The 23,852-nt window shown below is 67.1% G+C and carries 23 protein-coding genes and 1 tRNA gene; 17 read left to right on the top strand and 7 right to left on the bottom strand.

The window, feature by feature from the left end; translation table 11 throughout:
• From GCU42_RS01050 to GCU42_RS01090, 9 genes are all read left to right on the top strand, one after another.
• Nucleotides 1–285 carry a VirB3 family type IV secretion system protein gene (locus GCU42_RS01050; RefSeq protein WP_114228241.1) on the top strand — a complete coding sequence of 95 codons (285 nt, stop codon included), beginning with the start codon at nucleotides 1–3 and terminating at the stop codon, nucleotides 283–285.
• Nucleotides 282–2,693, top strand: coding sequence for a VirB4 family type IV secretion/conjugal transfer ATPase (locus GCU42_RS01055; RefSeq protein WP_114228240.1), 2,412 nt, complete (start codon nucleotides 282–284; stop codon nucleotides 2,691–2,693). Before GCU42_RS01050 ends, GCU42_RS01055 begins: the two co-directional genes overlap by 4 nt.
• Nucleotides 2,690–3,913, top strand: coding sequence for a TrbL/VirB6 family protein (locus tag GCU42_RS01060; RefSeq protein ID WP_114228239.1), 1,224 nt, complete (start codon nucleotides 2,690–2,692; stop codon nucleotides 3,911–3,913). Before GCU42_RS01055 ends, GCU42_RS01060 begins: the two co-directional genes overlap by 4 nt.
• Nucleotides 3,910–4,680, top strand: coding sequence for a TrbG/VirB9 family P-type conjugative transfer protein (locus GCU42_RS01065; RefSeq protein WP_114228238.1), 771 nt, complete (start codon nucleotides 3,910–3,912; stop codon nucleotides 4,678–4,680). Before GCU42_RS01060 ends, GCU42_RS01065 begins: the two co-directional genes overlap by 4 nt.
• Entirely contained in the window at nucleotides 4,677–5,873 is a 1,197-nt protein-coding gene (locus GCU42_RS01070; protein ID WP_240309505.1) for a TrbI/VirB10 family protein, read from the top strand. Before GCU42_RS01065 ends, GCU42_RS01070 begins: the two co-directional genes overlap by 4 nt.
• Nucleotides 5,870–6,883 (top strand): P-type DNA transfer ATPase VirB11, encoded by a 1,014-nt coding sequence (virB11, locus tag GCU42_RS01075; protein WP_114228237.1) that lies wholly within the window; start codon nucleotides 5,870–5,872, stop codon nucleotides 6,881–6,883. The genes GCU42_RS01070 and virB11 overlap by 4 nt, the downstream gene beginning before the upstream one ends.
• Nucleotides 6,884–7,331: 448 nt before the next feature.
• A complete protein-coding gene (locus GCU42_RS01080) occupies nucleotides 7,332–7,592 on the top strand; it encodes a DksA/TraR family C4-type zinc finger protein (protein ID WP_114228236.1) in 261 nt (86 codons plus the stop codon).
• Between the two features lie 199 nt (nucleotides 7,593–7,791).
• Nucleotides 7,792–8,808, top strand: coding sequence for a catalase family protein (locus tag GCU42_RS01085; protein ID WP_246165639.1), 1,017 nt, complete (start codon nucleotides 7,792–7,794; stop codon nucleotides 8,806–8,808).
• A gap of 350 nt (nucleotides 8,809–9,158) precedes the next feature.
• Complete coding sequence (locus GCU42_RS01090; RefSeq protein WP_114228234.1) at nucleotides 9,159–11,753, top strand: GAF domain-containing protein; 2,595 nt, start codon at nucleotides 9,159–9,161, stop codon at nucleotides 11,751–11,753.
• A 545-nt stretch (nucleotides 11,754–12,298) separates the two neighbouring features.
• Here GCU42_RS01090 and GCU42_RS01095 read toward each other — a convergent pair.
• A complete protein-coding gene (locus GCU42_RS01095) occupies nucleotides 12,299–12,493 on the bottom strand; it encodes a hypothetical protein (RefSeq protein WP_152569408.1) in 195 nt (64 codons plus the stop codon).
• Nucleotides 12,494–12,507: 14 nt separating this feature from the next.
• Here GCU42_RS01095 and GCU42_RS14920 point away from each other — a divergent pair, with 14 nt between their 5' ends.
• Nucleotides 12,508–12,645, top strand: coding sequence for a hypothetical protein (locus GCU42_RS14920; RefSeq protein ID WP_162789276.1), 138 nt, complete (start codon nucleotides 12,508–12,510; stop codon nucleotides 12,643–12,645).
• Nucleotides 12,646–13,511: 866 nt separating this feature from the next.
• On the opposite strand, the gene GCU42_RS01100 is transcribed toward GCU42_RS14920, so the two are convergent.
• A tRNA-Arg gene (locus GCU42_RS01100) sits at nucleotides 13,512–13,588 on the bottom strand.
• Between the two features lie 53 nt (nucleotides 13,589–13,641).
• The gene (locus tag GCU42_RS01105) at nucleotides 13,642–14,664 is read right to left on the bottom strand and encodes an alpha/beta hydrolase (RefSeq protein WP_240309504.1); all 1,023 of its coding nucleotides are present in this window, start codon (nucleotides 14,662–14,664) and stop codon (nucleotides 13,642–13,644) included.
• Nucleotides 14,665–14,684: 20 nt separating this feature from the next.
• Here GCU42_RS01105 and phaR point away from each other — a divergent pair, with 20 nt between their 5' ends.
• The 6 genes from phaR (at nucleotide 14,685) to GCU42_RS01135 (ending at nucleotide 20,557) form a co-directional block, all read left to right on the top strand.
• Nucleotides 14,685–15,221, top strand: a complete 537-nt coding sequence (phaR, locus tag GCU42_RS01110; RefSeq protein ID WP_114228232.1) for a polyhydroxyalkanoate synthesis repressor PhaR — start codon at nucleotides 14,685–14,687, stop codon at nucleotides 15,219–15,221.
• Complete coding sequence (locus GCU42_RS01115; RefSeq protein WP_114228231.1) at nucleotides 15,221–15,625, top strand: hypothetical protein; 405 nt, start codon at nucleotides 15,221–15,223, stop codon at nucleotides 15,623–15,625. Before phaR ends, GCU42_RS01115 begins: the two co-directional genes overlap by 1 nt.
• A 331-nt stretch (nucleotides 15,626–15,956) precedes the next feature.
• Nucleotides 15,957–16,676 (top strand): hypothetical protein, encoded by a 720-nt coding sequence (locus tag GCU42_RS01120; protein ID WP_114228230.1) that lies wholly within the window; start codon nucleotides 15,957–15,959, stop codon nucleotides 16,674–16,676.
• 98 nt (nucleotides 16,677–16,774) lie between these two features.
• The gene (gene glmU / locus GCU42_RS01125; protein WP_114228229.1) at nucleotides 16,775–18,121 is read left to right on the top strand and encodes a bifunctional UDP-N-acetylglucosamine diphosphorylase/glucosamine-1-phosphate N-acetyltransferase GlmU; all 1,347 of its coding nucleotides are present in this window, start codon (nucleotides 16,775–16,777) and stop codon (nucleotides 18,119–18,121) included.
• A gap of 97 nt (nucleotides 18,122–18,218) precedes the next feature.
• Nucleotides 18,219–20,042, top strand: coding sequence for a glutamine--fructose-6-phosphate transaminase (isomerizing) (gene glmS / locus GCU42_RS01130; protein WP_114228228.1), 1,824 nt, complete (start codon nucleotides 18,219–18,221; stop codon nucleotides 20,040–20,042).
• Complete coding sequence (locus GCU42_RS01135; RefSeq protein WP_152569409.1) at nucleotides 20,039–20,557, top strand: YcxB family protein; 519 nt, start codon at nucleotides 20,039–20,041, stop codon at nucleotides 20,555–20,557. Before glmS ends, GCU42_RS01135 begins: the two co-directional genes overlap by 4 nt.
• Nucleotides 20,558–20,568: 11 nt before the next feature.
• Here the strand turns inward: GCU42_RS01135 and GCU42_RS01140 are convergent, their stop codons facing one another.
• Nucleotides 20,569–21,492, bottom strand: a complete 924-nt coding sequence (locus GCU42_RS01140; RefSeq protein WP_114228401.1) for a LysR family transcriptional regulator — start codon at nucleotides 21,490–21,492, stop codon at nucleotides 20,569–20,571.
• A 110-nt stretch (nucleotides 21,493–21,602) separates the two neighbouring features.
• Here GCU42_RS01140 and GCU42_RS01145 point away from each other — a divergent pair, with 110 nt between their 5' ends.
• On the top strand, nucleotides 21,603–22,220 hold the full coding sequence (locus GCU42_RS01145; RefSeq protein ID WP_114228226.1) for a superoxide dismutase family protein: 618 nt from the start codon (nucleotides 21,603–21,605) through the stop codon (nucleotides 22,218–22,220).
• Between the two features lie 24 nt (nucleotides 22,221–22,244).
• Here GCU42_RS01145 and GCU42_RS01150 read toward each other — a convergent pair whose 3' ends face one another.
• The 3 genes from GCU42_RS01150 to GCU42_RS01160 all read right to left on the bottom strand — a co-directional run bounded on the left by GCU42_RS01150 (nucleotide 22,245) and on the right by GCU42_RS01160 (nucleotide 23,830).
• The gene (locus tag GCU42_RS01150) at nucleotides 22,245–22,637 is read right to left on the bottom strand and encodes a hypothetical protein (protein ID WP_152569410.1); all 393 of its coding nucleotides are present in this window, start codon (nucleotides 22,635–22,637) and stop codon (nucleotides 22,245–22,247) included.
• 134 nt (nucleotides 22,638–22,771) lie between these two features.
• Nucleotides 22,772–23,362, bottom strand: coding sequence for a hypothetical protein (locus GCU42_RS01155; RefSeq protein WP_114228224.1), 591 nt, complete (start codon nucleotides 23,360–23,362; stop codon nucleotides 22,772–22,774).
• 156 nt (nucleotides 23,363–23,518) lie between these two features.
• Nucleotides 23,519–23,830 (bottom strand): hypothetical protein, encoded by a 312-nt coding sequence (locus tag GCU42_RS01160; protein ID WP_114228223.1) that lies wholly within the window; start codon nucleotides 23,828–23,830, stop codon nucleotides 23,519–23,521.
• Nucleotides 23,831–23,852 lie beyond the last annotated feature (22 nt).

Consider the following 23,852-nt stretch of genomic DNA (forward strand, 5'->3'; position numbering starts at 1 on the left):
ATGACCAGCCTCAATAGCGATCCGGTCTTTCGCGCCCTCACCCGGCCGCAGATGTTCGCTGGCGTGACCTACAGCTATTTCGTGATCAATGCGGCGGTCACGACCGAGGCCTTCCTGATCACCGGCTCGTTCCTCGCGCTCCCCGTCGCCCTGCTGGTGCATGGCGTGGGATATCTGGCCTGCCTGCGCGAACCGCGCGTGTTCGACCTGTGGCTGACCAAGGTCAGCCGCTGCCCGCGGGTGAAGAACTGGAAGCGGTGGGGTTGCAACAGCTACGCCCCATGAGCCGCTCAGCCGCCCCGACCGGAACCGCGCGCTGGGCCAGGCGCGAACAGCGCGCGGGTGATCGGCTCCCCTATCGCCGTCTCCTCGATGCCGCGACGGTGGAGCTGCGCGACGGGTCGTTGATGCGCTCGATCCACGTCCCCGGCATGGCGTTCGAAACTGCCGATGTGGACGAACTCAACCACGCCCACGGCGTGCGCGAGATGCTCTTGCGCAGCGCGCTCGACGCGCGGTTCGTGATCTATCGCCACATCATCAGGCGCCCGGTGTCGGCATCGCTGCCCGCGGTCGAAGGCCCGGCGTTCGCCCGCCACCTCGACGCGCTGTGGAGCGACCGCCTCGACCGCCGCCAGCTGTTCGTCAACGATCAGTTCCTGACGCTGATCCGGCGCCCGGCGCGGGGCAAGACGGGTTGGCCCGAACGGGTCATGCGCAAGCTCAGCAAGGGACGAGCCGCCGAGCAGGACCCGAAGGCGCTGCGCGACCTCGATGCCGCCGCGACCGCGCTGGTCGCGGGGCTGCAGGATTATGGTGCGCGCGTGCTCGGTGCGTATGAGGGACCGGGCGGCACCTGTTCCGAGCCGCTCGAGCTGCTGTCGGCCTTGTTCAACGGTGAGTTGCGGCCGGTGCTCGCCCCGTCGGCCGACGTCGATCTTGGCCATCACCTGCCCTATTCGCGGGTTAGCTTCGGGCTCGAGGCGTTCGAAGTGCGGGGACCGGTCGGCCGCAGCTTCTGTGGGACGCTGTCGATCAAGGAATATCCGGCGACCACGCGCCCCGGACTGGTCGACGGGCTGCTGCGACTCCCTTACCCGTTGGTGCTGACCGAGAGCTTCGCTCCGGCCGATCGCCAGATCGCCAAGGAACGGATGGACCTCGCGATCCGGCGCCTTCGCGCAACCGACGAGGAAGCCACCACCGAGCGCCGCGAGATGCTCGGCGCCAAGGATGCGCTGGCGGCGGGGCAGTCTTCGTTTGGCGATCACCACCTCAGCTTGACCCTGCGGGTCGACGACCTTCCGCAGCTCGATGAGGCGCTGGCCCAGGCCGGTGCGGCGCTGGCGGACATGGGCGCGATCGCCGTGCGCGAGGACGTCAATCTCGAGCCGTCCTTCTGGGGCCAGTTCCCGGGCAACGAAGCCTATGTCGTCCGCCGCGCGATGATCTCGAGCGCGAATGCCGCCGCCTTTTTGTCGCTCCACGGTTTCCCGCTCGGACTGGCCGAGGGCAATCACTGGGGCGACGCCGCCGCGCTGTTCGAAACCACCAGCGCGACGCCTTATTATTTCAACTTCCACGAGAATGATCTGGGCAACTTCACGGTCATCGGCCCATCGGGTTCGGGCAAGACCGTGGTGCTCAACTTTCTCGCCGCGCAGGCGCAGCGATTCTCGCCGCGAATGGTGATTTTCGACAAGGATCGCGGCGCCGAAATCTTCGTCCGGGCGATGGAAGGCCACTACGCGCAATTGTCGACCGGTCGACCGACCGGGTTCAATCCGCTGCAACTGCCCGACACGCCGCACAACCGCGGCTTCCTGCGCGACTGGCTCGGCACCTTGTTGCAGGCCCATTCGGGCGAAGAGGCGCGCACGATCGCCGACGCCGTCGACGCCTCGTACGAGCACGACGCCGCGTTCCGGCGCCTGCGTCACTTCCGCGAGCTGCTGGCCGGCAACAGCCGTCCGCAAGAAGGCGACCTGGTATCGCGCATGGGGCCGTGGGTCGGTGCGGGCGAGCACGCCTGGCTGTTCGACAACGAGCACGACGAACTCGACCTCAGCCGCAAGCTCGTCAGCTTCGACATGACGGCGCTGCTCGACAGTCCGCAGCTGCGCACGCCGACCATGCTCTACCTGTTCCATCGGATCGATGAGCGGTTGAGCGGCGAGCCCGCGCTGATTCTGATCGACGAGGGCTGGAAGGCGCTCGACGATCCGGTCTTCACCGGTCGTATCCGCGACTGGATGAAGACGCTGCGCAAGCGCAATGCGCTGGTTGGCTTCGGCACCCAGTCGGCCCGCGACGCGCTGTCGAGCAGCATCAGCAGCGCGATCGTCGAGCAGGCGGCGACCGGTATCTTCATGCCCAACGCCAAGGCCCGCGCCGAAGATTATTGCGGCGGGTTCGGCCTGTCCGAACATGAGCTTGAACTGATCCGCGCCTTGCCGGCGCACAGTCGCTGCTTCCTCGTGCGGCACGCCAATCATTCGGTCGTCGTGCGGCTCGACCTTGCCGGAATGCCAGAGTTGCTCACTGTGCTGTCCGGACGCGAGGCCAGCGTGCGGCGGCTCGATGCCCTGCGGGCCATCCATGGTGACGATCCGGCGCTCTGGTACCCGCTGCTGGTGGGTGAGTCCTGGCCGGGGGATGGCGAGCCGATGAGCCTTCGGGAAGCCGCCGAGTGAACGCGTGCCCCGCCCTTGGCGTCCAGGATGGTGCCGGCATCGCCGAGGCCCTGCGCACCGTGGATTGCGTCTCGGCAAGCGCCGCGCAGACCGCCTTCGGCCGGCTGTTCGGCGCGGGTGGCGGCTTGGGGACCGCCCTGACCTTGCTGTTGACGCTGTACGTCGGGCTGCTGGCGATGAACCTGCTCACCGGTCGCTCGCGGCTGGGCCTCAGCATGCTGACGCCGCGGATGCTGATGCTCGGGCTCGTCCTGACCTTTGCGACCAGCTGGGTCGCCTACCAAAGCGTGGTCTGGAATCTGTTGACCGGCGCGCCTGATCAGATCGCGTCGGTGGTGACCGGTGAACAGGGGTCGGCAACCGTCGCCTTCGCGCATCGTCTCGACACGGTATTCACCGCGGTCGGCGATGCGGCCGAGGCGGCCAACCGCCCGGTCCCCGTGTCCGCGGTCAACGGGATCAGCCCGGCACCGCCCCAGGCGCATGGCTGGACCGCCGGCGACGTCCTGTGGATGGCCGCGCTATTGCTGCTGCTCGGCACGGTGGGGGTGTTGCTAGTCTCCCGCATCGCGCTCGCGGCGCTGCTGGCGCTCGGACCGGTCTTCATCGTCATGGCGCTGTTCCGTGGGACCCACGGATTGTTCGTCGGCTGGCTCAAGGGCGCGGTCATGTTCGCGCTGGTGCCGCTATTCACGGTGCTCATCGGCGGCGCCGCGCTGCAGCTGCTGACGCCAGTCGTCGCCAACCTCGACGGCGGCGACGTCACCATGCGCGCCGCCGTCACCATGTTCCTCGGCGCCTGCGTCTACGCCGCGCTGATGGCCATCGTATTGAAGGTCAGTGCGACCATGGTCGCGGGCTGGCGGATCGGTGGCGGCAGCCGCAACGACGCAGCCGAAGCCCAGACCAGCGCGGCATCGGTGTCGGCAGTCGCTACGGCTCCGGTCGCCACCGCTGGCGGCGCGACCACATACACGAACCAACGCCAGCCGGCCTCGGATCGCGTGCGCTCGATTGTCGAAGCGACTCGGGTCGCCGCCAACGATTCGACCGAGCGGGTCGGCGCCGACCACCGGACGCGCACCACCGTAGCGAGCGTCCGGCTCGGTGACGGCGAGCGCCTGCCGCGCTTCGCTTCGGGCGGCGACCGCCGGGTCGACGGCGTGCGCGGACGCTTTCGCGCCAAGCCTGCCCTCGTGCCGGGAAAGCCCAAGTCATGACCCGATCGATCCTCCTCCTCGCCTGTCTCCCGCTTGTCCTCGCGGCGCAGCCCGCCAGCGCAGACAACCGGGTGCGCAGCGTCCTCTACGCGCCCAATCACGTGTTCGGTTTCGTCGGCAAGCCTGGGTTCCAGAGCTCAATCCGGTTCGGCGACGACGAGCGGATCGAGAATATCGCGGTCGGTGACAGCGCCGCCTGGCAGGTCACGCCGAACAAGCGGGGCAACTACCTGTTCATCAAGCCGATGGTGACGGGTGCGCACAGCAACCTCATGGTCATCACCGACCAGCGCACCTACCTGTTCGACCTCAATGCGCCGCGCGGGGCGCAGCCGGTCTATGCCCTGAGCTTCGACTATCCGGCCTATCCGGCGCCGGGCTCGATCCAACCGCCGCCGGTCCCGGCGCCCGCGGCGCCCGTCCGGCAGGCCACGCTCACCTTGCTTCCGAAAGCCGCGCCGGAACGGCTCGATTTCGCCTGGAACAGCTCGGGCGCCAAATCCCTGCGGCCCGGTCGCGTCTTCAGCGATCCGGTGGCCGTCTACATGAGCTGGCCGGAAAACTTGGCACTGCCCGCGGTCCTCGTCCCCGCGCCGGACGGCACCGAAAGCCCGGTCAGCTACAAGGTCGACGGCGGTTACATCGTCGTTGCCGGCCTGCCGCCCCAGATCATCATCCGCCGGGGCCGTGAGCGCGCGCTCGTCAGCGCCGCGCGCCCGCGCTCACCCGTCCCGACCCAGACCGCCAGTTCGGAGAGCCGCCCGTGAAGGTCGCTGACACCACCCGGATCCTCGAGCCGCAGGGCTTCCGCGCGCCGCCTGGGGTGCGCGGCCACGCCGTTCCTTACGATCCGCGCGCCGACATGGACGAGGGCGCGCTGATCGACGCCAGCCGCATCGCTTATCCCGCCGTGGCGGTGACGGCGTCGCGCAAGGATAATGTCGGTCTGATCGCCGGTGGCGGAGTCGCCCTGCTGCTCGGCGCCGCGACCTTTTTCGGTCTCAGTAGCGGACGTGATGCCCGCCATGCCGCGGTCGCTGCGCCTCCGCTGAATCAGGTGCCGACGACCCCGGCGCTGGTCCCGCCGCCGCCGCGACCGCAACTCGGCGTGCTCGATCCCTCGCAGACCCCGGCGACCGGCTCGCTCGTCTTCCATTCGCCGCAGACCTTTCCGCAGGTCACCCCCATCGGCCCGGCGCCGGCGGCGGCCACCAGCCTGGCCGAGCGGCTGCGCTCGCCGACATTGCTGTTCGACAATTCGGGACAGGTCGTCACTGCCCCCGGGCCGGCCTCGGGGCCGACCGAAGCGTCGGCGCCAGGACGCATCGCGATCCGTCCGGCCGGCGGGGACGAGTTCGCCAGCCGTGCCGACGCCTCGGCGATCGACACCGCCGTCGCGCGCCGAATGGTCGATCCCGCCAGCACGGTCAGCCAGGGAACGCTGATCCCCGCGGTCCTCGAAACCGCCATCAACAGCGACCTGCCGGGCTACGTCAGGGCTGTCGTCAGCCAGGACGTGCGCAGCTTCGACGGCAGCCGGATCCTCATCCCGCGCTCATCGCGTCTGGTCGGGCAGTATAAGAGCGGTCTCGCGGCCGGTCAGACCCGCGCTTACGTCTTGTGGTCGAGGCTGATCCGCCCCGACGGCGTGTCCGTCGCCATCGCGTCGCCCGGGACCGACGAGGCCGGGCAGAGCGGGCTTGCCGGCCAGGTCGACGGCCATTTCTTCAAGCGCTTCGGCTCGGCCCTGCTGCTCTCGGTGGTCGGGGCGGCATCGGCGATCGGGACCGGCGGCGCCTCGCTCCTGATTTCCGGTGGCGGAGCGAGCGCGGCGGGTGTTGCCGCCCAACAGAATGGCTCGATCGCGCCGACCGTACGGGTCAGCCAGGGCCAGCCCATCCGGGTCTTCACCGCCCGCGATCTCGATTTCTCGCAAGTCGGCGCACCGGGCCGGCTGTGACCCTCCTCGAACCGGTCCTGGCTGACACGTCCGCCCCGGTTCCGGCGGAGGCGGGGGGCGTCTATCTGTCCGCCTACCTCCGCCCGTTCCGCGCGTGGCTCGAACGCGACGACATCTCCGAGATCATCGTCAACGCGTCGGGCGAGTTGTGGATCGAGGCTGCGGGCGAACTCGACTTGAGGCGGGTCGCGGCGCCGGAAATCAACGACCTCCTCGTCAAGCGCTTGGCCGAACAGGTCGCCCGGACCACCAACCAGGGAATCAGCCGCGAGCGGCCGCTGCTGGCGGCGACCTTGCCCGACGGTTCCCGTGTGCAATTCGTGTCGCCGCCCGCCACCCGTTCAGGATGGGCGATGGCGATCCGGCGTCACCGCGTGGTCAGCGCACCGCTGTCGGCCTTCGCGTCCGGCCCACTGCCTCTACGCGACCAGGGGACACGGCTCGATCCGCAGCAGGATCCGCTCGGCTTCATCCGCGAGGCGATCCGCCAGCGGCGAACCATCCTCGTCAGCGGCGGAACGTCATCGGGGAAGACCACCTTCCTCAACGCGATGATCGGTGAGGTGCCGGCCAATGAGCGCATCATCCTGATCGAAGACACGCCGGAAATTCGCCTCCCGAACCCGCTCAGCCTCGGCCTCGTCGCGGTCAAGGGAGAATTGGGCGAGGCGCTGATCGGCGTCAATGACCTGCTTCAGGCCTCGCTTCGCCTGCGGCCGGACCGGCTGGTGGTCGGTGAGCTGCGCGGGCCCGAGGCCGTCAGCTTCCTGCGGGCGATCAACACCGGCCATCCCGGCTCATTCAGCACGATCCACGCAAACAATCCGAGTGCGGCGCTCGAACAACTGGGACTGATGGTGATGCAGGCAGGTCTTGGCCTGTCTCGGCCGGATACGCTTGTTTATGCGCGAAGCGTCATCGATGTGGTTGTACAACTGAACCGCGCCGATGGCCGCAGAATGATCACAGAGATTCTCGATCTCCGGACCGCTGATACTGTTGCAAAATAATAGACTTGTTATGAATTTGATGCGTGCCCGCAAGGAACTTGTGTAAGAAAGTCGCGTTCAATAAATCGGGAAGAGTTTTTCTCAGTGTACTTATGATAGCCCGGCCGCCTCCAAACGGCCGGGCATTTCTTTGCTTAACTTGCTGTAACCGCAAGCGGTAACAATCGAATCCTGCACTCTAGACAATTTTCCAGACGACAAATGTCGTCAAGACAACGAGTTGGAGATTACTCTGAAGCCATCCGAGGATTCTGAGCTCAAGCCGAGGCGCAATATCCGCAAGGGGTCGAAAGCAGGCCTGCATTCACCCAGTTCTCGCGGTCGGAACGCGCCATCAACTGTCGTCGGAAGGGGCGTCATCGACTGCTTGGTGACGGCGACCTGCATCAGGGCAATCGCTGGAATTGCGGCCTCCCGCCTCCCATATGTCTTGGCCAAGGAGAGGTAGATGGCCGGCGGCTGGACGCGCGATGGCGCGGTGCAGGATCAGATCGACGACACAGTGGCGGACGCGGTACTCGCTGCTCGGGCAAATATGCCCAGCGGAGCGAGCGAGCCCTTCTGTATCCTTTGCGGCGATGCCATCCCCGAGGGCCGGCGCCGGGCGCTGCCTGGAGTCCGGACCTGCGTCACCTGTCAGAGCAGCCGCGACCGGCCACCGGCGGCAGCGTTCAATCGGCGGGGAAGCAAGGACAGCCAGTTGCGGTGATCACTTAAGGCCGCCGCTTCCGCCATTCGCCAGCAAACAGGTAAGATATTCAGAAGTTTATCGTTTTGTGCGGAACATCCGAAGGTGAGGTTCGCTGGTTGAACTCATCCCGGAGACCACCATGCACGCTCGTCCTGTCGCCTACAGTCCGTCTGTCGAAAAGCCGATCGAAGACGAGGAGCAGGTCCATCGCGAATTGATGGATACCATGCGCTCGATCACGGAGACGACCTCGAAAGACAACGGCCATGCCGTGCGATCCGTCCATGCCAAGGCGCACGGGGTCTTCGCGGGCGAGTTGACCGTTGCGTCTGGTCTGCCGGCAGAATTGGCGCAGGGATTGTTCGGGGCCCCCGCCACCTTCAAGGTCGTGATGCGGCTCTCGACCCAGCCCGGCGATCTCCTCGACGATTCGGTGTCCGCCGCCCGCGGCATGGCGGTGAAGGTGCTCGACGTACCGGGCGAGCGTCTGCCCGACAGTCGCGATGAAACGAGCCAGAACTTCGTCCTCGCCAGTGATCCGGCGTTCGCCGCACCGGACGCCAAGAAGTTTCTGGGTTCGCTCAAGCAACTCGCGGCGACGACCGACAAAGCGGAATGGGCCAAGAAGGCGCTCTCGGCGACGTTTCGCGGTCTCGAGGGCGCGCTCGAGGCGGTCGGCGGCCAGAGCGCCATGCTCAAGTCGATGAGCGGCGTTCCGATCACGCACCCGTTGGGTGACAGCTATCACAGTCAGACCGCCTTTCGCTTTGGCGACTATATTGCGAAGTTCGCGCTGGTGCCGGTGTCGGACAATCTGACGCAGCTCAAGGGCGAGCGCGTAGACGTCACGGACCGCCCCGACGCGCTTCGCGAAGAGATCCGCAATACGATGATCGAACAGGGCGGCGAATGGGAGCTGCGCGTACAGCTTTGCTCCGACCTCGAGAAGATGCCGGTCGAAGACGCTTCGGTCGCATGGGACGAGGAGGCGAGCCCCTATCACACCGTCGCCCGGATCACGGTCGCTCCGCAATTGTCAGTCGGCACCGAGCTCCAGACGCTGACCGACGAGCGGACGTTCTTCAGTCCGTGGCATGGGCTCGCAGCGCACCAACCGCTCGGTTCCGTCAATCGCGCGCGGCGCCGCACCTACGAGATGTCGGCCGATTTCCGTGCAAGCTTCAACGGCTGTCCCGTGCACGACGCGCACGCCTTCATGGCAACCCCCGCATGACGCGGGCGGTCGGGCACGCGTAAAGTCACTTCGGTACAGTTGACCGACTGCTCGTCGGGAGTTGGCAGGGCAGCGCTTGCGCGACCAACGGCGGCTTTGTTTACGTCAAGGCGGCATTGTCTTGACCGCCCAGAAACAGACGCCCGAGTGAAACCGTCTCGCTCGGCAACGGATGGCCGATCGGGGCCCGGCGGGCTCAACGCCCGCCATCGCTATTGCGGACCGCAACCGATCACGCGATAGCGCGTTCGCATCGAGCATCGCGTTTTACCCGGCGCGCTGATGACGCTGCAATCGCAATCACCTACGCCTTCTGCCATCTCCTCTGAACGTCTGGAGTTGCCTCGCTAATGGCGAACCCCACCGATTCATCCGATTTGAATGGCAGCGAGGAAGAGCGGCTGGCGGCGCTGCTTCAACTCGACATTCTCGACACGCCGGCCGACGCCGCCTTCGATGACATCGTCCTTCTCGCCAAAGAGATCTCCGACACGCCGATCGCGCTCGTCAGCTTGGTCGATGCCGAGAGACAGTGGTTCAAGGCCAGCGTCGGCGTTGCCGCGCGGGAAACGCCGCGAAACACGTCGGTATGCTCACTTGCCATTCAAGAGACCGGGATCTTCGAGATCGCGGACTTGGCGGCTGATCCGAGAACCGCGCAATTCTCCCTCGTCACCGACGATCCTCGAATACGCTTTTATGCTGGTGTTCCGCTGCGGTCGGAGCAGGGCCTGGCGTTAGGGACCTTGTGCGTCATCGACACGGTCGCGCGGCCCGCTGGCCTGGATCAAGCGCAGAAGCGGGCGCTTACCGCACTTGGCAAACAGGTCGAGCGCCTGATCGAGTTGCACGCGTTCCGCCAGCGCCAGGCGATCCTTACGGCCGGGCAGTCCGTCGGAACATGGGATTGGTCGGTCGACGACAATCTGGTCGTCGCCGACGCTGCCTTCGCCAAACTTTACGGAGTTGATGTCGCGGTGGCGGCACGCGGCGCCCCGATCGCCGAATTCTTCAAACGCGTTCATCCCGATGATCTCGACCGGCTGAAGGACGAGATCCAACGCGCGATCGACATGCTGGCCCCGTTCTCCGCTGAATATCGATTGGTCCAGCCGGACGGATCGCTGCGCTGGGTCGCCGCGGAGGGGCGGTGCTCGCTGTCGCCGAACGGCGCATCCAGAATATTTCCGGGCATCAGTTTCGACATCACTGACCGACGGGAGAATGAAGCCCGGCAGGCGGCCTTGCTTCAACTGTCGGACTCCGTTCGCGACATCAGCGATCCGGGCGAGATCGCCTATCTCGCGTCCGAAATCCTCGGCAAGACCTTGGGGGTCAGCCGGGCCGGCTACGGCACGATCGATCCCGTGCGCGAGTGCATCACGATCGAGCGCGACTGGAATGCGCCGGGTGTCACGACCATCGCCGGCACGCTCAATTTTCGCGACTACGGAAGTTACATCGAGGACTTGAAGCGCGGCGAGACGGTCCTCTGCGTCAACGCGGACACGGATCCGCGAACGATCGACAATGCCGACGCGCTCAAGGCCATCACGGCCCACTCCTTCATCAACATGCCGCTGCGGGAAAACGGCGCCTTCGTGGCCTTGATTTACGTCAACAACGCCGTTCCGCGGGTCTGGACCGAGGGCGAGTTGAGTTTCATGCACGAAATCGCCGCACGGACCCGCGACATTACCGAACGCCGTCGCGCCGAAGCTCGCCTGGCGGACTTTGCCGTCTCCCTCGAACTCCAGGTTGAAGAGCGCACCGCCGAACTGATGGCGGCCGAAGAGCAGCTTCGTCAGTCACAGAAGATGGAGGCGGTCGGACAACTCACCGGAGGTCTTGCCCACGACTTTAACAACATGCTGGCCGGAATCGTCGGATCGCTGGAAATGCTTCAGGTTCGCATTACCCAGGGGCGGCTCGGCGAACTCGAGAAATACATCACCGCCGCGCAGGGCGCGTCGCGCCGCGCCGCGGCGCTGACCCATCGCCTGCTGGCCTTCTCGCGCCGCCAGACGCTCGATCCCAAGCCAACGGACGTCAACCGCCTCATCGCGGACATGGACGAGTTGATCCGCCGAACGGTCGGTCCGTCCATCGAGGTCCGGGTCGTCGGCGCCGCCAGCCTCTTCACCACGCTGGTCGACCCTAACCAGCTCGAAAACGCATTGCTCAATCTGTGTCTCAATGCCCGCGACGCGATGCCGGACGGCGGCCGGATCACGATCGAGACAGCGAACAAGTGGTTCGATCCGAGGGCCGCGCGGGAGCGTGACCTGCCCGAGGGACAATATCTTTCCCTGTGCGTCACGGACACCGGGACCGGCATGACACCGGACGTGGTTAAGCGCGCGTTCGACCCGTTCTTCACGACCAAGCCCATCGGCGAAGGCACTGGCCTTGGGCTGTCGATGATCTACGGCTTCGCGCGCCAATCGGGCGGCCAAGTCCGAATCTACAGCGAGCCCGGCATGGGCACGACCCTATGCCTCTATCTCCCGCGCCATTTCGGCGACGCCGAAGGCACTCCCGAGGTGGCACCGGCCGTTGACCTTCCCGACACGGGCAAGCGGACGGTCCTCGTGGTGGACGACGAACCCACCATCAGGATGCTGGTGAGCGAGGTGCTCGAGGATATGGACAATCGGGTGCTGGAAGCCGGCGATGGTCCCGCGGCACTGGCCATCCTCAAGTCGGGCGCGTCGATTGACCTGCTGATCACCGACGTCGGTCTGCCGGGTGGGCTGAACGGTCGCCAGGTCGCCGACGCGGCTCGGGTCGATCGTCCCGATCTCAAGGTCATTTTCATCACCGGCTTCGCGGAAAACGCGGTTGTCAGCGATGGCCGGCTCGAAGTGGGTACGCGCCTCGTCACCAAGCCCTTCCCGATGGACCTCCTTCGAAGCCAGATCGCGGAATTGCTGTCGAATAGCTGAGGTTAGCCGAATTCATCGCGCGTTTTAGGAGATGCACCGGTCAAAGCCGGGTGGACAGGTCTGCGCGCTGCGGCCGTCGACTCAAGCGAGTTGCTTGGCCGTCTCGCTGATGTCCGCTTTCCACCCATTGCAGACATTCGCGTTTATTTACACGCGCGTTAGTCGAGCGCGCCACTTTCCTGCGCCCTGAGCAGTTGAGCCACCGAGTGACGGATGCGTGCAATTGGCGTGGTCAGAAGCGCGATGCGGCCGGCCTTCCGCCAACTCCTTAAGTGCGGGGCGCGACGCCCAGAATGCGGGCTGCCGCTTTTTCATCGAACCACCGCACAATTTGATCGACGTTCATAAGCACCCCCGGATGAACTAATTAGTTCAGTAAGTTCATTATCTTGGCACGGGCTTGAACACCGCGACGCTGCGCCTCGCCACACCGTATTAGGGGGCGGGGCCGGGAAGGACCCGCAACCCCCAAGCGGTGCAGCTTGCCGGCCACTGGATCACGAACGTTGCCTGTTGCGCTGCGAACTGGATCGCGGTTGGGCGCATCATCGCTTCAAGCCGGTCAGCCGCATCGCTGGCGAATGGTTCTTCTCAACCAGTGCCGTGCCGGCGGCCATGCCCGCAAGCATTGCGACTTCGCTCGGCAAGCCAACGCTTTCGATGCCGACGATCGCCGAGGCTGCCGCGATGGTCTGACTAGCTAGCACGTCAGACGCTTGGTCCAAGTCACGCTCGGTCATTGGTTGCTCTCCTGTTGACCGCCCAATTCGAGGCGAAATTGCTCGACAGCGTGCGCAAGGGCTCCGACCTTCTGGCGCAATCGCCGGTTGCAGTTCGACTTCGGCTACGGCGCATCGATCAGCTGCACATTACCGAAGAAAGATTGATTTGAGCGTAAATGCCGGTGGCCCAAGGCCAACATCGCTCGCTCGATCGAAGGCGGTCCCATCCAGGGCGCATCCGCCGCATGCGCCCACTTGGCGTACTCATTTGCGATCACAAGCGCGCGCACCCTTGCGCCACTCTGGAAGCGCAGTCGCTCAGCGTAGAATTCACGGAACGAGTCCGGCGCGGACGGCAGCCGAAAAGCGGGAGGGTGGTGGAAGCGTGCTGTAAGGATTGTAAGGAAATTCGAGCTGCAAACAATCGACTGACAAGTACTTACAATCATAAAACAATCCTTATTGCATTCTTATGAAATGGGAGGATGTGGAAGGGCTGGAATGGCTTTATGACTACGTCAGTGTGTGTCTGCGGGCTCGCCCGCACATGTTGTATTAACGCGAAAACCATTCCAACCCTTCCGTTTCCCTTGCCGCCACCCTTCCAAGACCCTTCCGCCTCCATTCAATTTGGAAGGATCGACTTGGAGCGGCGCAGCTGGTCAGCATGGGGGTGCGGGGGTGCGATCGGCACGGTCGCCGTCATGTCAGCCTCAATCCCCAGCGACTGCGGTGGCGCTCGCTAGGCAATCGGTAGATCGCAAAGCCGCGCCGCTAGGTGCGCGGCTAACTCAGCCAGCGTGCCCGCTTCAGACGATCGCCTACGCGCGTGACAACGCCAGCTTTCCCACAGCTTCCCGGCTTCTTCAAAGTATGAAGGCGAGCTCTCGCAGCAGGCGGAAAGCCAGTCTTCTAGGCTGCGCTGATCAAGTCGGACGGCGGGCCTCATGCCACGGCTCTGAGCGCGTAGCGTGCACATAACTGACACGCCGCCCCGCGCGCGTGGTCAGAGTCGTCCGCTAGGTGCTTGAAAAGATGGCGCACCCAAGAGGATTCGAACCTCTGGCCTCTGCCTTCGGAGGGCAGCGCTCTATCCAGCTGAGCTATGGGTGCCTTGTGCCTGCCGAGCCGATTAGCCGCGCGCGGCAGCTGGGGCAAGGCCGCGGTTAGCGGGCGCGCAGCCACTCGGCGAGCGGAGCGAACAGCTGCTCGGGGGCGCGGCGGCCGACGATCATCCCGACATGTCCCGAAGGGATCGCGCGGCACTCGCCCGGGCCGGCGGTGGCGGCGGGGACGATGCGATCGTCGGCGGCGGTGAAGTGGAGTGTGGGGGCGGTCGGCAGCCCGAACCACTCGCCCGCGCCGCTGCGGTCGGCGCCGAATAAATCGTCGACCAGCTCGGCGGCGGCGGCGAGCGGCATGGCTTCGCCACCGTTGGCCCAATCCTCGAGCGTGACGAAGCGGCGCGCCTCGGCGCTGGCGGGATCGAGCCGGCCGAAAGCGGCGAACTTGGCCACCGTGCGCGCCGGGTCGATCGACCAGAAGGCCGCCTGCAGCACTTCCATCGGCATCAGTCCGAGCGCGGCGGCGGCCGGCCACGCCTCGTCGCGCATCCGCCTCACCGCGCTGCGCGTCGCCTCCGGATAGCCGGCGAACCGCCACGGCGCGGCGAGGGTGGCAACGCCGCGGGTGGGCGCCGCGCTCCCGGCGGCGAGCGCGAGCGTCCCGCCGAGGCAGTAGCCGACCAGCGCCGCCGGCTCGCCCAGCGCGGCGAGCAGCGGCAGCAACAGCGTGCGGACATGCTCGCTCAGCGACAGCGAGCGCGCGCTCGCCGCACCCCAGTCGAGCAGCAGCACACGCCCGACCGGGGTCAGCGCCTCCGCCACCGAGCAGCCGGGCTCGAGATCGAGAATATAGGGCGGATTGATCAGCGACGGGACCAGCACGATCGGCGCGCCACTGCCGCCGCAAGCGCGCAGCGACGCGCCGCCGACGGTGGCCACCGCGGCGCGTTGGCGCCGGTCGGCCGCACGCGGCGCCCGCTGGTAGGCGCGCAAACCCGCAAGCGCCGCACTCGCCAGCGCCGGATCGTGTTCGCCCGCGCGCCGTACCAGTTCGAGAAACAGCGGCAGCGGCCGCGGGCCCGGCTCTTGTTGCGGTGCATCATCGGGCGGTGCTAGGTCGGCCATCACTTCGCAGGACACCTAGCATGACAAAGTCGGCCGCAGCCAAGGTCACCATCAAGAAATACGCCAACCGGCGGCTCTACGACACCGAGAGCTCGGCCTATGTCACGCTCGACCGGCTGGCGCAGATGATCCGCGAGGGCCGCGATTTCGAGGTGCTCGACGCCAAGACCGGCGAGGACATCACCCGCCAGGTGCTCACCCAGATCATCGTCGAGGAGGAATCGCGCGGCTCGACCATGTTGCCGGTCAACTTCCTGCGCCAGCTGATCGGGATGTACGGCAACTCCATGCAGGGCATGGTCCCGCAATATCTCGAGACCGCGATGGCCAGCTTCGAGAAGAACCAGGCCGCTTTCCGCGATGCTTTCGGGACCAACATCTTCCAGGACCTGGCGCGCCGCAACATGGAGATGTTCGAGCAGTTCACCCGCGCCGGCGGGATCGCGCCCAAAGGCGGCGCAGCGGCTGCCAAGCCCGCCGGTGGCGCCAGCGAGGTCGACGCGCTGCGCGCCGAGCTCGATGCGCTGAAAGCCAAGGTCGACCGGCTCGGCCAGTGATGCTGAGACTGCTTGGCGGCGTCGCGCTGCTCCAGGCGGCCGCGGCGCCGTGGACGACCGCCACGCCGACAGCCGGCGATTGGACCTACCGCGCGGTGCCGGGCGGGAGCGAAGCCGCCTTCCAGTCGGCGACCGATCCGCTGTTCACGCTGCGCTGCACGCTCGCCAGCCGGACGGTCCAACTGCTGCGGAGCGGTGCTCCGACGGGCGCCAGCGTCATCATTCGCACCACAAGCCTTGAGCGGACGCTGCCAGCCAGCGCGACATTGGGCGCGCGCGACCCGTTGCTCGACGCGATTGCTTATTCGCGCGGGCGCTGGTCGGTGGAGGTGGCGGGGCTTGCGTCGCTGGTCCTGCCGAGCTGGCCGGAAGCGGCGCGAAGCATCGAAGATTGCCGAAACTGAAACGCATTACAAGACTTGAACGAACGCGAATCTCGCGCATTCTGGCGGGGCAATTACGCAGCGAAAGGAGGTGATCCGATGTCTCATGGTTCAGCAGAGAGGTCGGTGAAGTTCGTCTGGGAGACGCGGTTCTAACCCGAACCGCCCATGGTCTCCCGGGTTGGATTCTCCAGCCGCTGACCATGTTCGAGGCGACCGTCACGACCCCGTGACGGTCGCCTTTGACTTGTCTAAAAACCGACATTCCCGCGCCTGCCATCGACCCTCGTAACGGAACCGTTGCGCGTCTGCGTCGTCTACTGCCCGACCAGTCAGCAGGGAGTTGCGACAAGTGGCCAAAGGCACCAGCGGAAGCAAATCCAATAACAATGGCGGAAATGCCAGTTTCACCGACCAGCACGGCGGCGGCACCGATGCCGCCGGCGGGGCCGGCAAGGGCCGCGCCAGCGCAGCCGTCGCCTCGGCCGAAGAGACTCTCGACAAGCTCGCCAAGGCGGCGATGAGCAAGGAGATGCTCGCCGCCGGGCTTGCTGCGGCGGCCGCGGCGATCAGCGCCTCGCCGACCGTCCGTAAGAAGATCCGCGATGCGGGCAGCGATGCCGCCGACACCGCCAGCAAGGCCGGCAGTTCGGTCGCCAAGCTTGGCGCGCTGATCGCCGATGCGGTCGCCGACGCCGCCCAGCGGGTGCTGTCGGGTGATATCTTCACCACCGGCGGAAAGAGTGATTCGGGCAGCCGGACCAAGAGCAGCCGCTCGACCGCGCAGCGGGCGACCTCGGCGACGGCAAAGGCGCCGTCGACCCGCGCTCGCAGCAGCAGCGCAGCCAAGCCGGCTCGCGCGGCGACCGCCCGCAAGCCCGCGGCCAGCAAGGCGAGCGGCAGCGCTGCAGCCAAGCCCGCCGCGTCACGCACCCGGGCCGCCACTGGCACCGCGCCGCGCTCGCGCGCCTCGACCGCCAAGTCGGGCGCCACGCGCCGCGGATCGACCACCGGCCGTGGCCGGGGCGGGACCAAGCCGCCCGCGGGCGGTGGTGACAGCAGCAAGTCCTGAGCCGCTTCGGCTGAGGTAGCGATGGGCGCCGTTCCGGCTTGGGCCGGGGCGGCGCTCGCCTCTTTGCAGTCCCGCCTGCGCGTGCCATGCGAGCGCCCATGAACCCGTTTTCCGTCGTCATTCTCGCCGCCGGCCAGGGCACACGCATGCGCTCGGCCACCCACAAGGTGCTCCATCCGATCGCCGGGCGGCCGATGCTTGCGCATCTCCTCGATACCGTCGATTCCCTTGGCGCCGAACGCCGCGTGGTGGTCGTCGGCAAGGGCCGCGAGCAGGTCGAGGCGGCGCTCGCCGGACATGACGTGCGGATCGCGGTGCAGGCCGAGCAGAATGGCACCGGCCACGCCGTCCAGCAGGCCGAGGCGGCGCTCGACGGTTTCGACGGCACCGTCATCATTCTCTACGGTGATACCCCGTTCGTCGCCGCCGAGACGCTGAGCGCGATGCGCGAGCGGCTCGAGGCCGCCGACGCGCCGGGGGTGGTCGTGCTCGCCTCGTCCCCCGACGATCCCGGCGCCTACGGGCGGGTGATCCTCGGCGAGGGCGACGAGATCGCGCGGATGGTCGAATATAAGGACGCCAACCCCGCCGAGCGCGCGGTGCGCCTGTGCAACTCGGGGATGATGGCGGTCCGCAAGGGCGACCTGTTCCGCTGGCTGGGCCAGGTCGGCAACGCCAATGCGGCAGGCGAATACTATCTCCCCGACATCGTCATGGTCGCTGCCGCCGAAGGGCGCCATTCGGTCGCGCTCGAATGCGCTGCGTGGCAGACCGCCGGGGTCAACAGCCGTGCGGAACTCGCCACTCTCGAGCTCGACTGGCAGCAGCGCCGCCGCCAGCGCGCGCTCGCCGAAGGCGCGACCCTGACCGATCCCGCCAGCGTCTGGTTCAGCTTCGATACCGCGCTCGGCCAGGACGTCACGATCGCCCCCAACGTCGTCTTCGGCCCCGGCGTCAGCGTCGCCGACCGCGCCACCATCCACGCCTTTTCGCACCTCGAGGGCGCCACCGTCGGCGAAGGCTGCGAGGTTGGCCCTTACGCGCGGCTCCGCCCCGGCGCGGTGCTCGGCGCCAAGGCCAAGGTCGGCAACTTCGTCGAGGTCAAGAAAGCGCGGCTGGGCGAGGGCGCCAAGGCCAATCACCTGAGCTACATCGGCGACGCCGACGTCGGCGCCAAGGCCAACATCGGCGCCGGCACCATCACCTGCAATTACGACGGCTTCTTCAAATATCGCACCCAGATCGGCGCCGGCGCCTTTATCGGCTCCAACAGCTCGCTGGTCGCTCCGGTCAGCATCGGCGAGGGCGCGATCGTCGGTGCCGGCTCGGTCGTCACCCGCGACGTCGAGGCCAATTCGCTCGGCGTCACCCGCGCCGAGCAGAAGGGTCTCGCCGGCTGGGCCGCGCGCTTCCGCGAACGGCAGACCGCCAAGAAGCACGCCTGACCGGGTGACCATCGCTTCATGCGAAAACAAGTGCGCGTTCACCTGAGCTTCGCTAGCGAGCCCGGCAGGCGCTTTATCGGGAAGTGAGTAGCAAGCTATGTGCGGGATTGTTGCCATCGTCGGTCGGGCGCCGGTCGCCCAGCGCCTGTTCGAGGGGCTGAAGCGGCTCGAATATCGCGGCTACGACAGCGCCGGCATCTGCACCGAGGTCGACGGCCATTTCGAGCGCCGTCGCGCCGAGGGCAAGCTCGAGCATCTCGCCGCCAAGCTCGCCGAGAATACGCCGGCGGGGGACGTCGGCATCGCCCATACCCGCTGGGCGACCCACGGCGCGCCGACCGAGAGCAACGCCCACCCGCACATCGTCGGCCGCGTCGCGCTGGTCCACAACGGCATCATCGAGAACTTCAAGCCGCTTCGCGAGGAACTGCTCGCCGAAGGGCGCACCTTCCAGTCCGAGACCGACAGCGAGGTCGTCGCCCACCTCGTCGCGCGCGAGGTCGAGCGCGGGGCGAGCCCCGAGGCGGCGGTCGCCACCGTTCTGCCGCGCCTCCACGGCGCCTTCGCCATCGCCTTCCTCTTCCTCGACGATTCCGACCTGGTGATCGGCGCGCGGATGGGCGCGCCGCTGACCGTCGGCTATGGCGAGGGGGAAAATTACCTCGGCTCGGACGCCATCGCGCTGGCGCCGTGGACCCGCCGCATCGCCTACCTCGACGAGGGCGATTGGGTCGTCGCGCGGCGCGACAGCGTGCAGATCTTCGACCGCGACAATCAGCCGGTCGAGCGCGAGATCGTCGACAGCGGTGCCTCGGCCGAGACGATCACCAAGGGCAACCACGCCCACTTCATGCGCAAGGAGATCGACGAGCAGCCAATCGTCGTCGCACAGACGCTGCAAAGCTACGTCCGCGCCTTCGAGGGCGAGGTCGCCATTCCCAATTTCGACTTCGACCTCGCCGCGGTCGAGCAGGTCACCGTGGTCGCCTGCGGCACCAGTTTCTACGCCGGCATGGTCGGCAAATATTGGATCGAGCGCTTCGCCCGCGTCCCGGTCGAGATCGATGTCGCAAGCGAATTTCGCTACCGCGACCCGGTCCTCAAGCCCGGCGGACTGGCGCTGTTCATCAGCCAGAGCGGCGAGACCGCCGACACCCTCGCCGCGCTCCGTCACGCGCGCGAAAAGCAGCAGAAGATCGCGGTGGTGGTGAACGTGCCGACCAGCTCGATGGCGCGCGAGGCCGACCTGCTGCTGCCGACCCGCGCCGGCCCCGAGATCGGGGTCGCCTCGACCAAGGCCTTCACCTGCCAGCTCGCGGTGCTCGCCGCGCTCGCCACCAATCTCGCCCGCGCCAAGGGGCAGCTGAGCGCCGAGGAAGAAAAGGAGATCGTCGCGCATCTCCAGGAAGCGCCCGAAGCGCTGACCCGCGCGCTCGCCCTCGACGAGGCGATCCTCGCCATCGCCCCGCTGATCGTCCCCGCCCGCGACGTCCTCTACCTCGGCCGCGGCCCCGATTACCCGATGGCGCTCGAAGGCGCGCTCAAGCTGAAGGAAATCAGTTACATCCACGCCGAGGGCTATGCCGCGGGCGAGATGAAGCACGGGCCCATCGCGCTGATCGACGACAATGTCCCGGTGATCGTCCTGGCGCCTTCAGGCCCGCTGTTCGAGAAGACCGTCAGCAACATGCAGGAAGTCCGCGCGCGCGGCGGCAAGATCGTGCTGATCAGCGACGCGGCCGGAATTGCCGAAGCGGGCGAAGGCTGCATGGCGACGATCGAAATGCCGGCGGTCCACCCGCTGATCGCCCCGCTCGTCTACGCGGTGCCGGTGCAGCTGCTCGCCTATCATGTCGCGGTGCTTAAGGGCACCGACGTCGACCAGCCCCGCAATCTGGCGAAGAGCGTCACGGTCGAGTGAGCGAGGGCGAACGCTCCGAAGAAGTACAAGTGGTCTATTCCGCAGCGGACCTACGGGCAATCACGCTCGCGTGCCGGCGCTGTCGCTGGATCATGGTTTTGAGCATGCTCGCACCGCCGGCGGTCGTCTTCTATCTGAGCTGGAACGATCTGCCGCGGGACCTATGGCCTATCCTGGTCGGATCGCTGTTGGCGATCGGGATCGTGCTCGCCGCCTTCCTAATCATCTCCCCAACTCAAATGGTCCGCAGGCGACGTGCGGCGGGATGGGGCAGCCCCATGGAGATCAGCTTCTCACCGTTGAGCGTCAACGTCCGCCACCCATCGCAGGATTCTCAAAATCACTGGTCGGCGATAATGAAGGTGCGCGAGAAGGGCGGCCGATTGTTTCTCTTCACGACGCCCAATAACGCGATCATCCTTCCCCGCCGCGCTTTCGCCAGCGATGAGCAATTCTCGGAGTGGTGTCGGCGGGCAGCGGCGTATCAGCAGGCCGCACGCCGCGCTGAGGCGTAGCTCGGCGTGACCTACGCCGCGCGGCGCTCCGCGCGGACGGGTTCGAGGGCGCGGATGTGTGCGCTCAGCCGCTCGTAGAAGAAATCGATCACCGCGCGCACCGGCGGGCTGTGGCGGACCCGTTCGTGGGTCACCAGCCACAGCTGGCGGCCGTGCTCGGTGAGCGGCGCGCATTGCAGCAAGTCGGGATCGGCGTCGGCGATCACCGCGGGAAGCACTCCGATGCCGAGCCCGGTCCGCACCGCCGACAGCAGGCCGGTCGCCGAACCCTGCTGCATCGTCACCCGGTCGTTGAGGCCCGCGGAGTCGATCCACTCGCCATATTCCTGCGCCAGGTGACCGCCGCCGCCGCCGATCAGCGCATGATCGCGCAGCTCGGCGATCGAGCGGGGGACGCCGTGCCGCGCGGCGTAGGCGCGGCTGCAGTAGAGCGTCCAGTCGTCGTCGCAGAGCGCGCGCCCGACCGTGCCCGCGGGCTGGCCCTGTTTGGTGCTGCGCAGCGCCACGTCGGCCTCGCCACGCCCCAGGTCGCGGATCCCCGGCGAGCTGTCGAACTCGAGCCGGATGGCGGGAAATCGCTCCTGGAAATCGGCGATGTGCGGCGCGAGCAACGCGGTGACGAAGATGTCCTCGCTGGTGAAGCGGACATTGCCGGCGGCCTCGCGCCCGCTCGCCAGCGCGAGTTGCTCGGTGGCCAGCGCGGCACGTTCGAGCGCCTCGGCCTGGCCGACGAGAGTAGCGCCCTGCGCGGTCAGCGCGTAGCCGGCGGGGCGCCGCTCGAACAAGGGCAGGCCGAGCGCTTCCTCGAGCGCGGCAATCCGCCGGGCGACCGTCGTCTGGCTGACCCGCAATTCGCGCGCGGCGACCAGCGTGCTCCCCGCCCGCGCCACCGCGAGGAAGTGCCGCCAGTCGTTCCAGTCCGCCGCGCGCCGCATGGCCCGAATATAGAAGCTCGCCGCACGGCTCGCTAGGCCCGCCGCCTTGACGCCGCGCTGAACCAACCGCGCGCCCGCGCGCTTAGCCAGGGGTGGACAGGAGGACGACGATGCGGACCTTGGTGATGACTTCCCTGATGTGCGGCGCGGCGCTGCTCGGCGCGTGCAAGGCGCAGACCCATCAGGATGCCAACGACGTGCTCAATATGGAGAATGATTCGCAAGGCGTGCCGGTCAACGGCGGGATGGACAATTTCGGCACCAGCACCACCGGCGCGGGCGCCGATCAGTCCTCGCCGCTGCGCACCGCCGACGGCAAGACGGTCGGCAGCGTTTCGGTGCGCGAGGAGAATGGCGGGGTGGTGCTGACCGTCTCGGCGACCGGGATGAAGCCCGGCAAATATGGCATGCACGTCCATTCGGTCGGCAAGTGCGAAGGGCCCAAGTTCGAGAGCGCCGGCGCCCACTGGAACCCGGAGAACAAGCAGCACGGCACGCTCAACCCCAAGGGTTGGCATGCCGGCGACCTGCCCAACCTCGAAGTCGGCTCGGCCGGTTCGGGCGGGACCACGGTGACGCTGTCGGCGGCGCTGCGGACGGGGATGACCCCGCTGCTCGACAAGGATGGCGCGGCGCTGGTCGTCCACGCCAAGCCCGACGACATGAAGACCGATCCGAGCGGCAACAGCGGCGACCGCATCGCCTGCGCGGTGATCGGCGGGGCCTGAGCACCGCCGCGCCCGCACCCCGGCTTATTTGGCGGGGGCTGGCGTCCCGGCCCGGGCGGCGCGGATGCCGTCGGCGATCTGGCCGGGGATGGCCGCCTCGCGCTCGGCGATCTTGGCGCGGATCATGGTCTGCTGCTCGGCGGGAAGCGTCGCGATCATCTCGGTCATGCTGGCCGATACCGCGTCATGCTCGCGCTGGCAGCCGGCCATGGCGGTGGCGGCGGCCGCCTCGGGGGTCACGCTCACCGGCACCGCCGCCGCCTTCGCCCGCAGGCATTCGCGATAGCTCGTGATCAGCGCGGCCATGTCGCCGCCCGTCGCGCCGCCGCCGGCAATCACGTGCGGCGGGTGCATCACCGGCGCCGGCGCGGGCCCGGCTTGGAGGGCGGCGGCAAAAGCGAGCAGGGCGAGCGGCATGAGGGGTTCCTTTTGAAGGTCGGCGGCGCTTGTCGGCGTCGCCTTGGCCCCAAGCAAATGACAAGCGGTTCACCTGATGCGCAAAGGGGTGCGCCTGCGAGCTGCCGACACGCCCCTCCACTGGCGTCTATCCTTTAGTAGCCGAGCGTGCGGCGCGGCTGGATCCGGTTGACCCGTAAGTTGGTCACCGCGCCGTTGTAATTGACGTCGCAGCGGAAGCTCAGGTCCGCGATCGGATTGTTCTGGTTATAGCCGCCGTAGGGCAGCCCGCTGCTCATCAGCCCGTTGACCTTGACGCCCCAGTTGCGGCGGTCGACGCTGGTGATCGCGGTGACCCGCGCATTGGCCTGGTAGGACGGGTTGTAGGCCCAGCGCTGGCCATATTGGTTATAAGCGTAGGCGTTGTTGCGATAGCCGTTGCCGAACTGCGCGGCGGCGGCGTTGGCGCACTGAGCGATCGCCTGGCGGTCGTTCACCGCATAGCGGTTGCCCGTCAGCTGGCCGATCACGCCATCGGTGACCGGATTGCCCGTGCCATAGCCGGGCGCGGGATAGCCGGGCTGAGGGTAGGCCGGGTTACCATAGCCGGGCTGCGGATAGGCGGGATTACCATAGCCGGGCTGCGGATAGGGCTGCGGCGGCGGCGCGGGATAATATTGCGCGGCGGCCGGCGCGGCGATGCTCAGCAGCGCGCCGGCGGCGGCGAAGGTGGCAAGCATTTTCATGACTGGTCTCTCAATGCCCGCCGGGCAGGTGCCGGGGGACTTCATCGCCAGCACAACGGTTCACCGCCGCCTGAGGATGCATGAACCGGAGACAACGGCGCGCCCGCCGTCGCCGCGCCTCATGGCGGGACGCGGCGGGCGCATGGGGAACCACGCCTAGCGGCGGTTGACGCCCAGCCGGCCGACGCCGTCGGTGATCGCCGCCCGCTTGGTCCGCCGGTCGTAGGCGCACAGCTTCACGTCGACCACCGACTGCTTGTTATAGCCCTCGACGATCCTCAGTTCGATCGGCACCCGGTCGTCGAAACTCGCTTTGTCGGCGATGATCTTGGCGCGGGTCAGCTTGGCCGCGGCGAGGCAGGTCCGGTCGACCTGGCGGTTCATCTGCGCCCACGCCTGCGGGGTCGAGGCGTCGGCGGCGGTGGCGATCCCGACGGCGATCAGCGCGGTGAGGGTCAAACGGGTCATAAGGCAAGCTCCCTTCAAGCCT

The sequence above is a fragment of the Sphingomonas ginsengisoli An et al. 2013 genome (assembly GCF_009363895.1).
In the GTDB taxonomy this organism is placed as follows: Bacteria; Pseudomonadota; Alphaproteobacteria; order Sphingomonadales; family Sphingomonadaceae; genus Sphingomicrobium; species Sphingomicrobium ginsengisoli.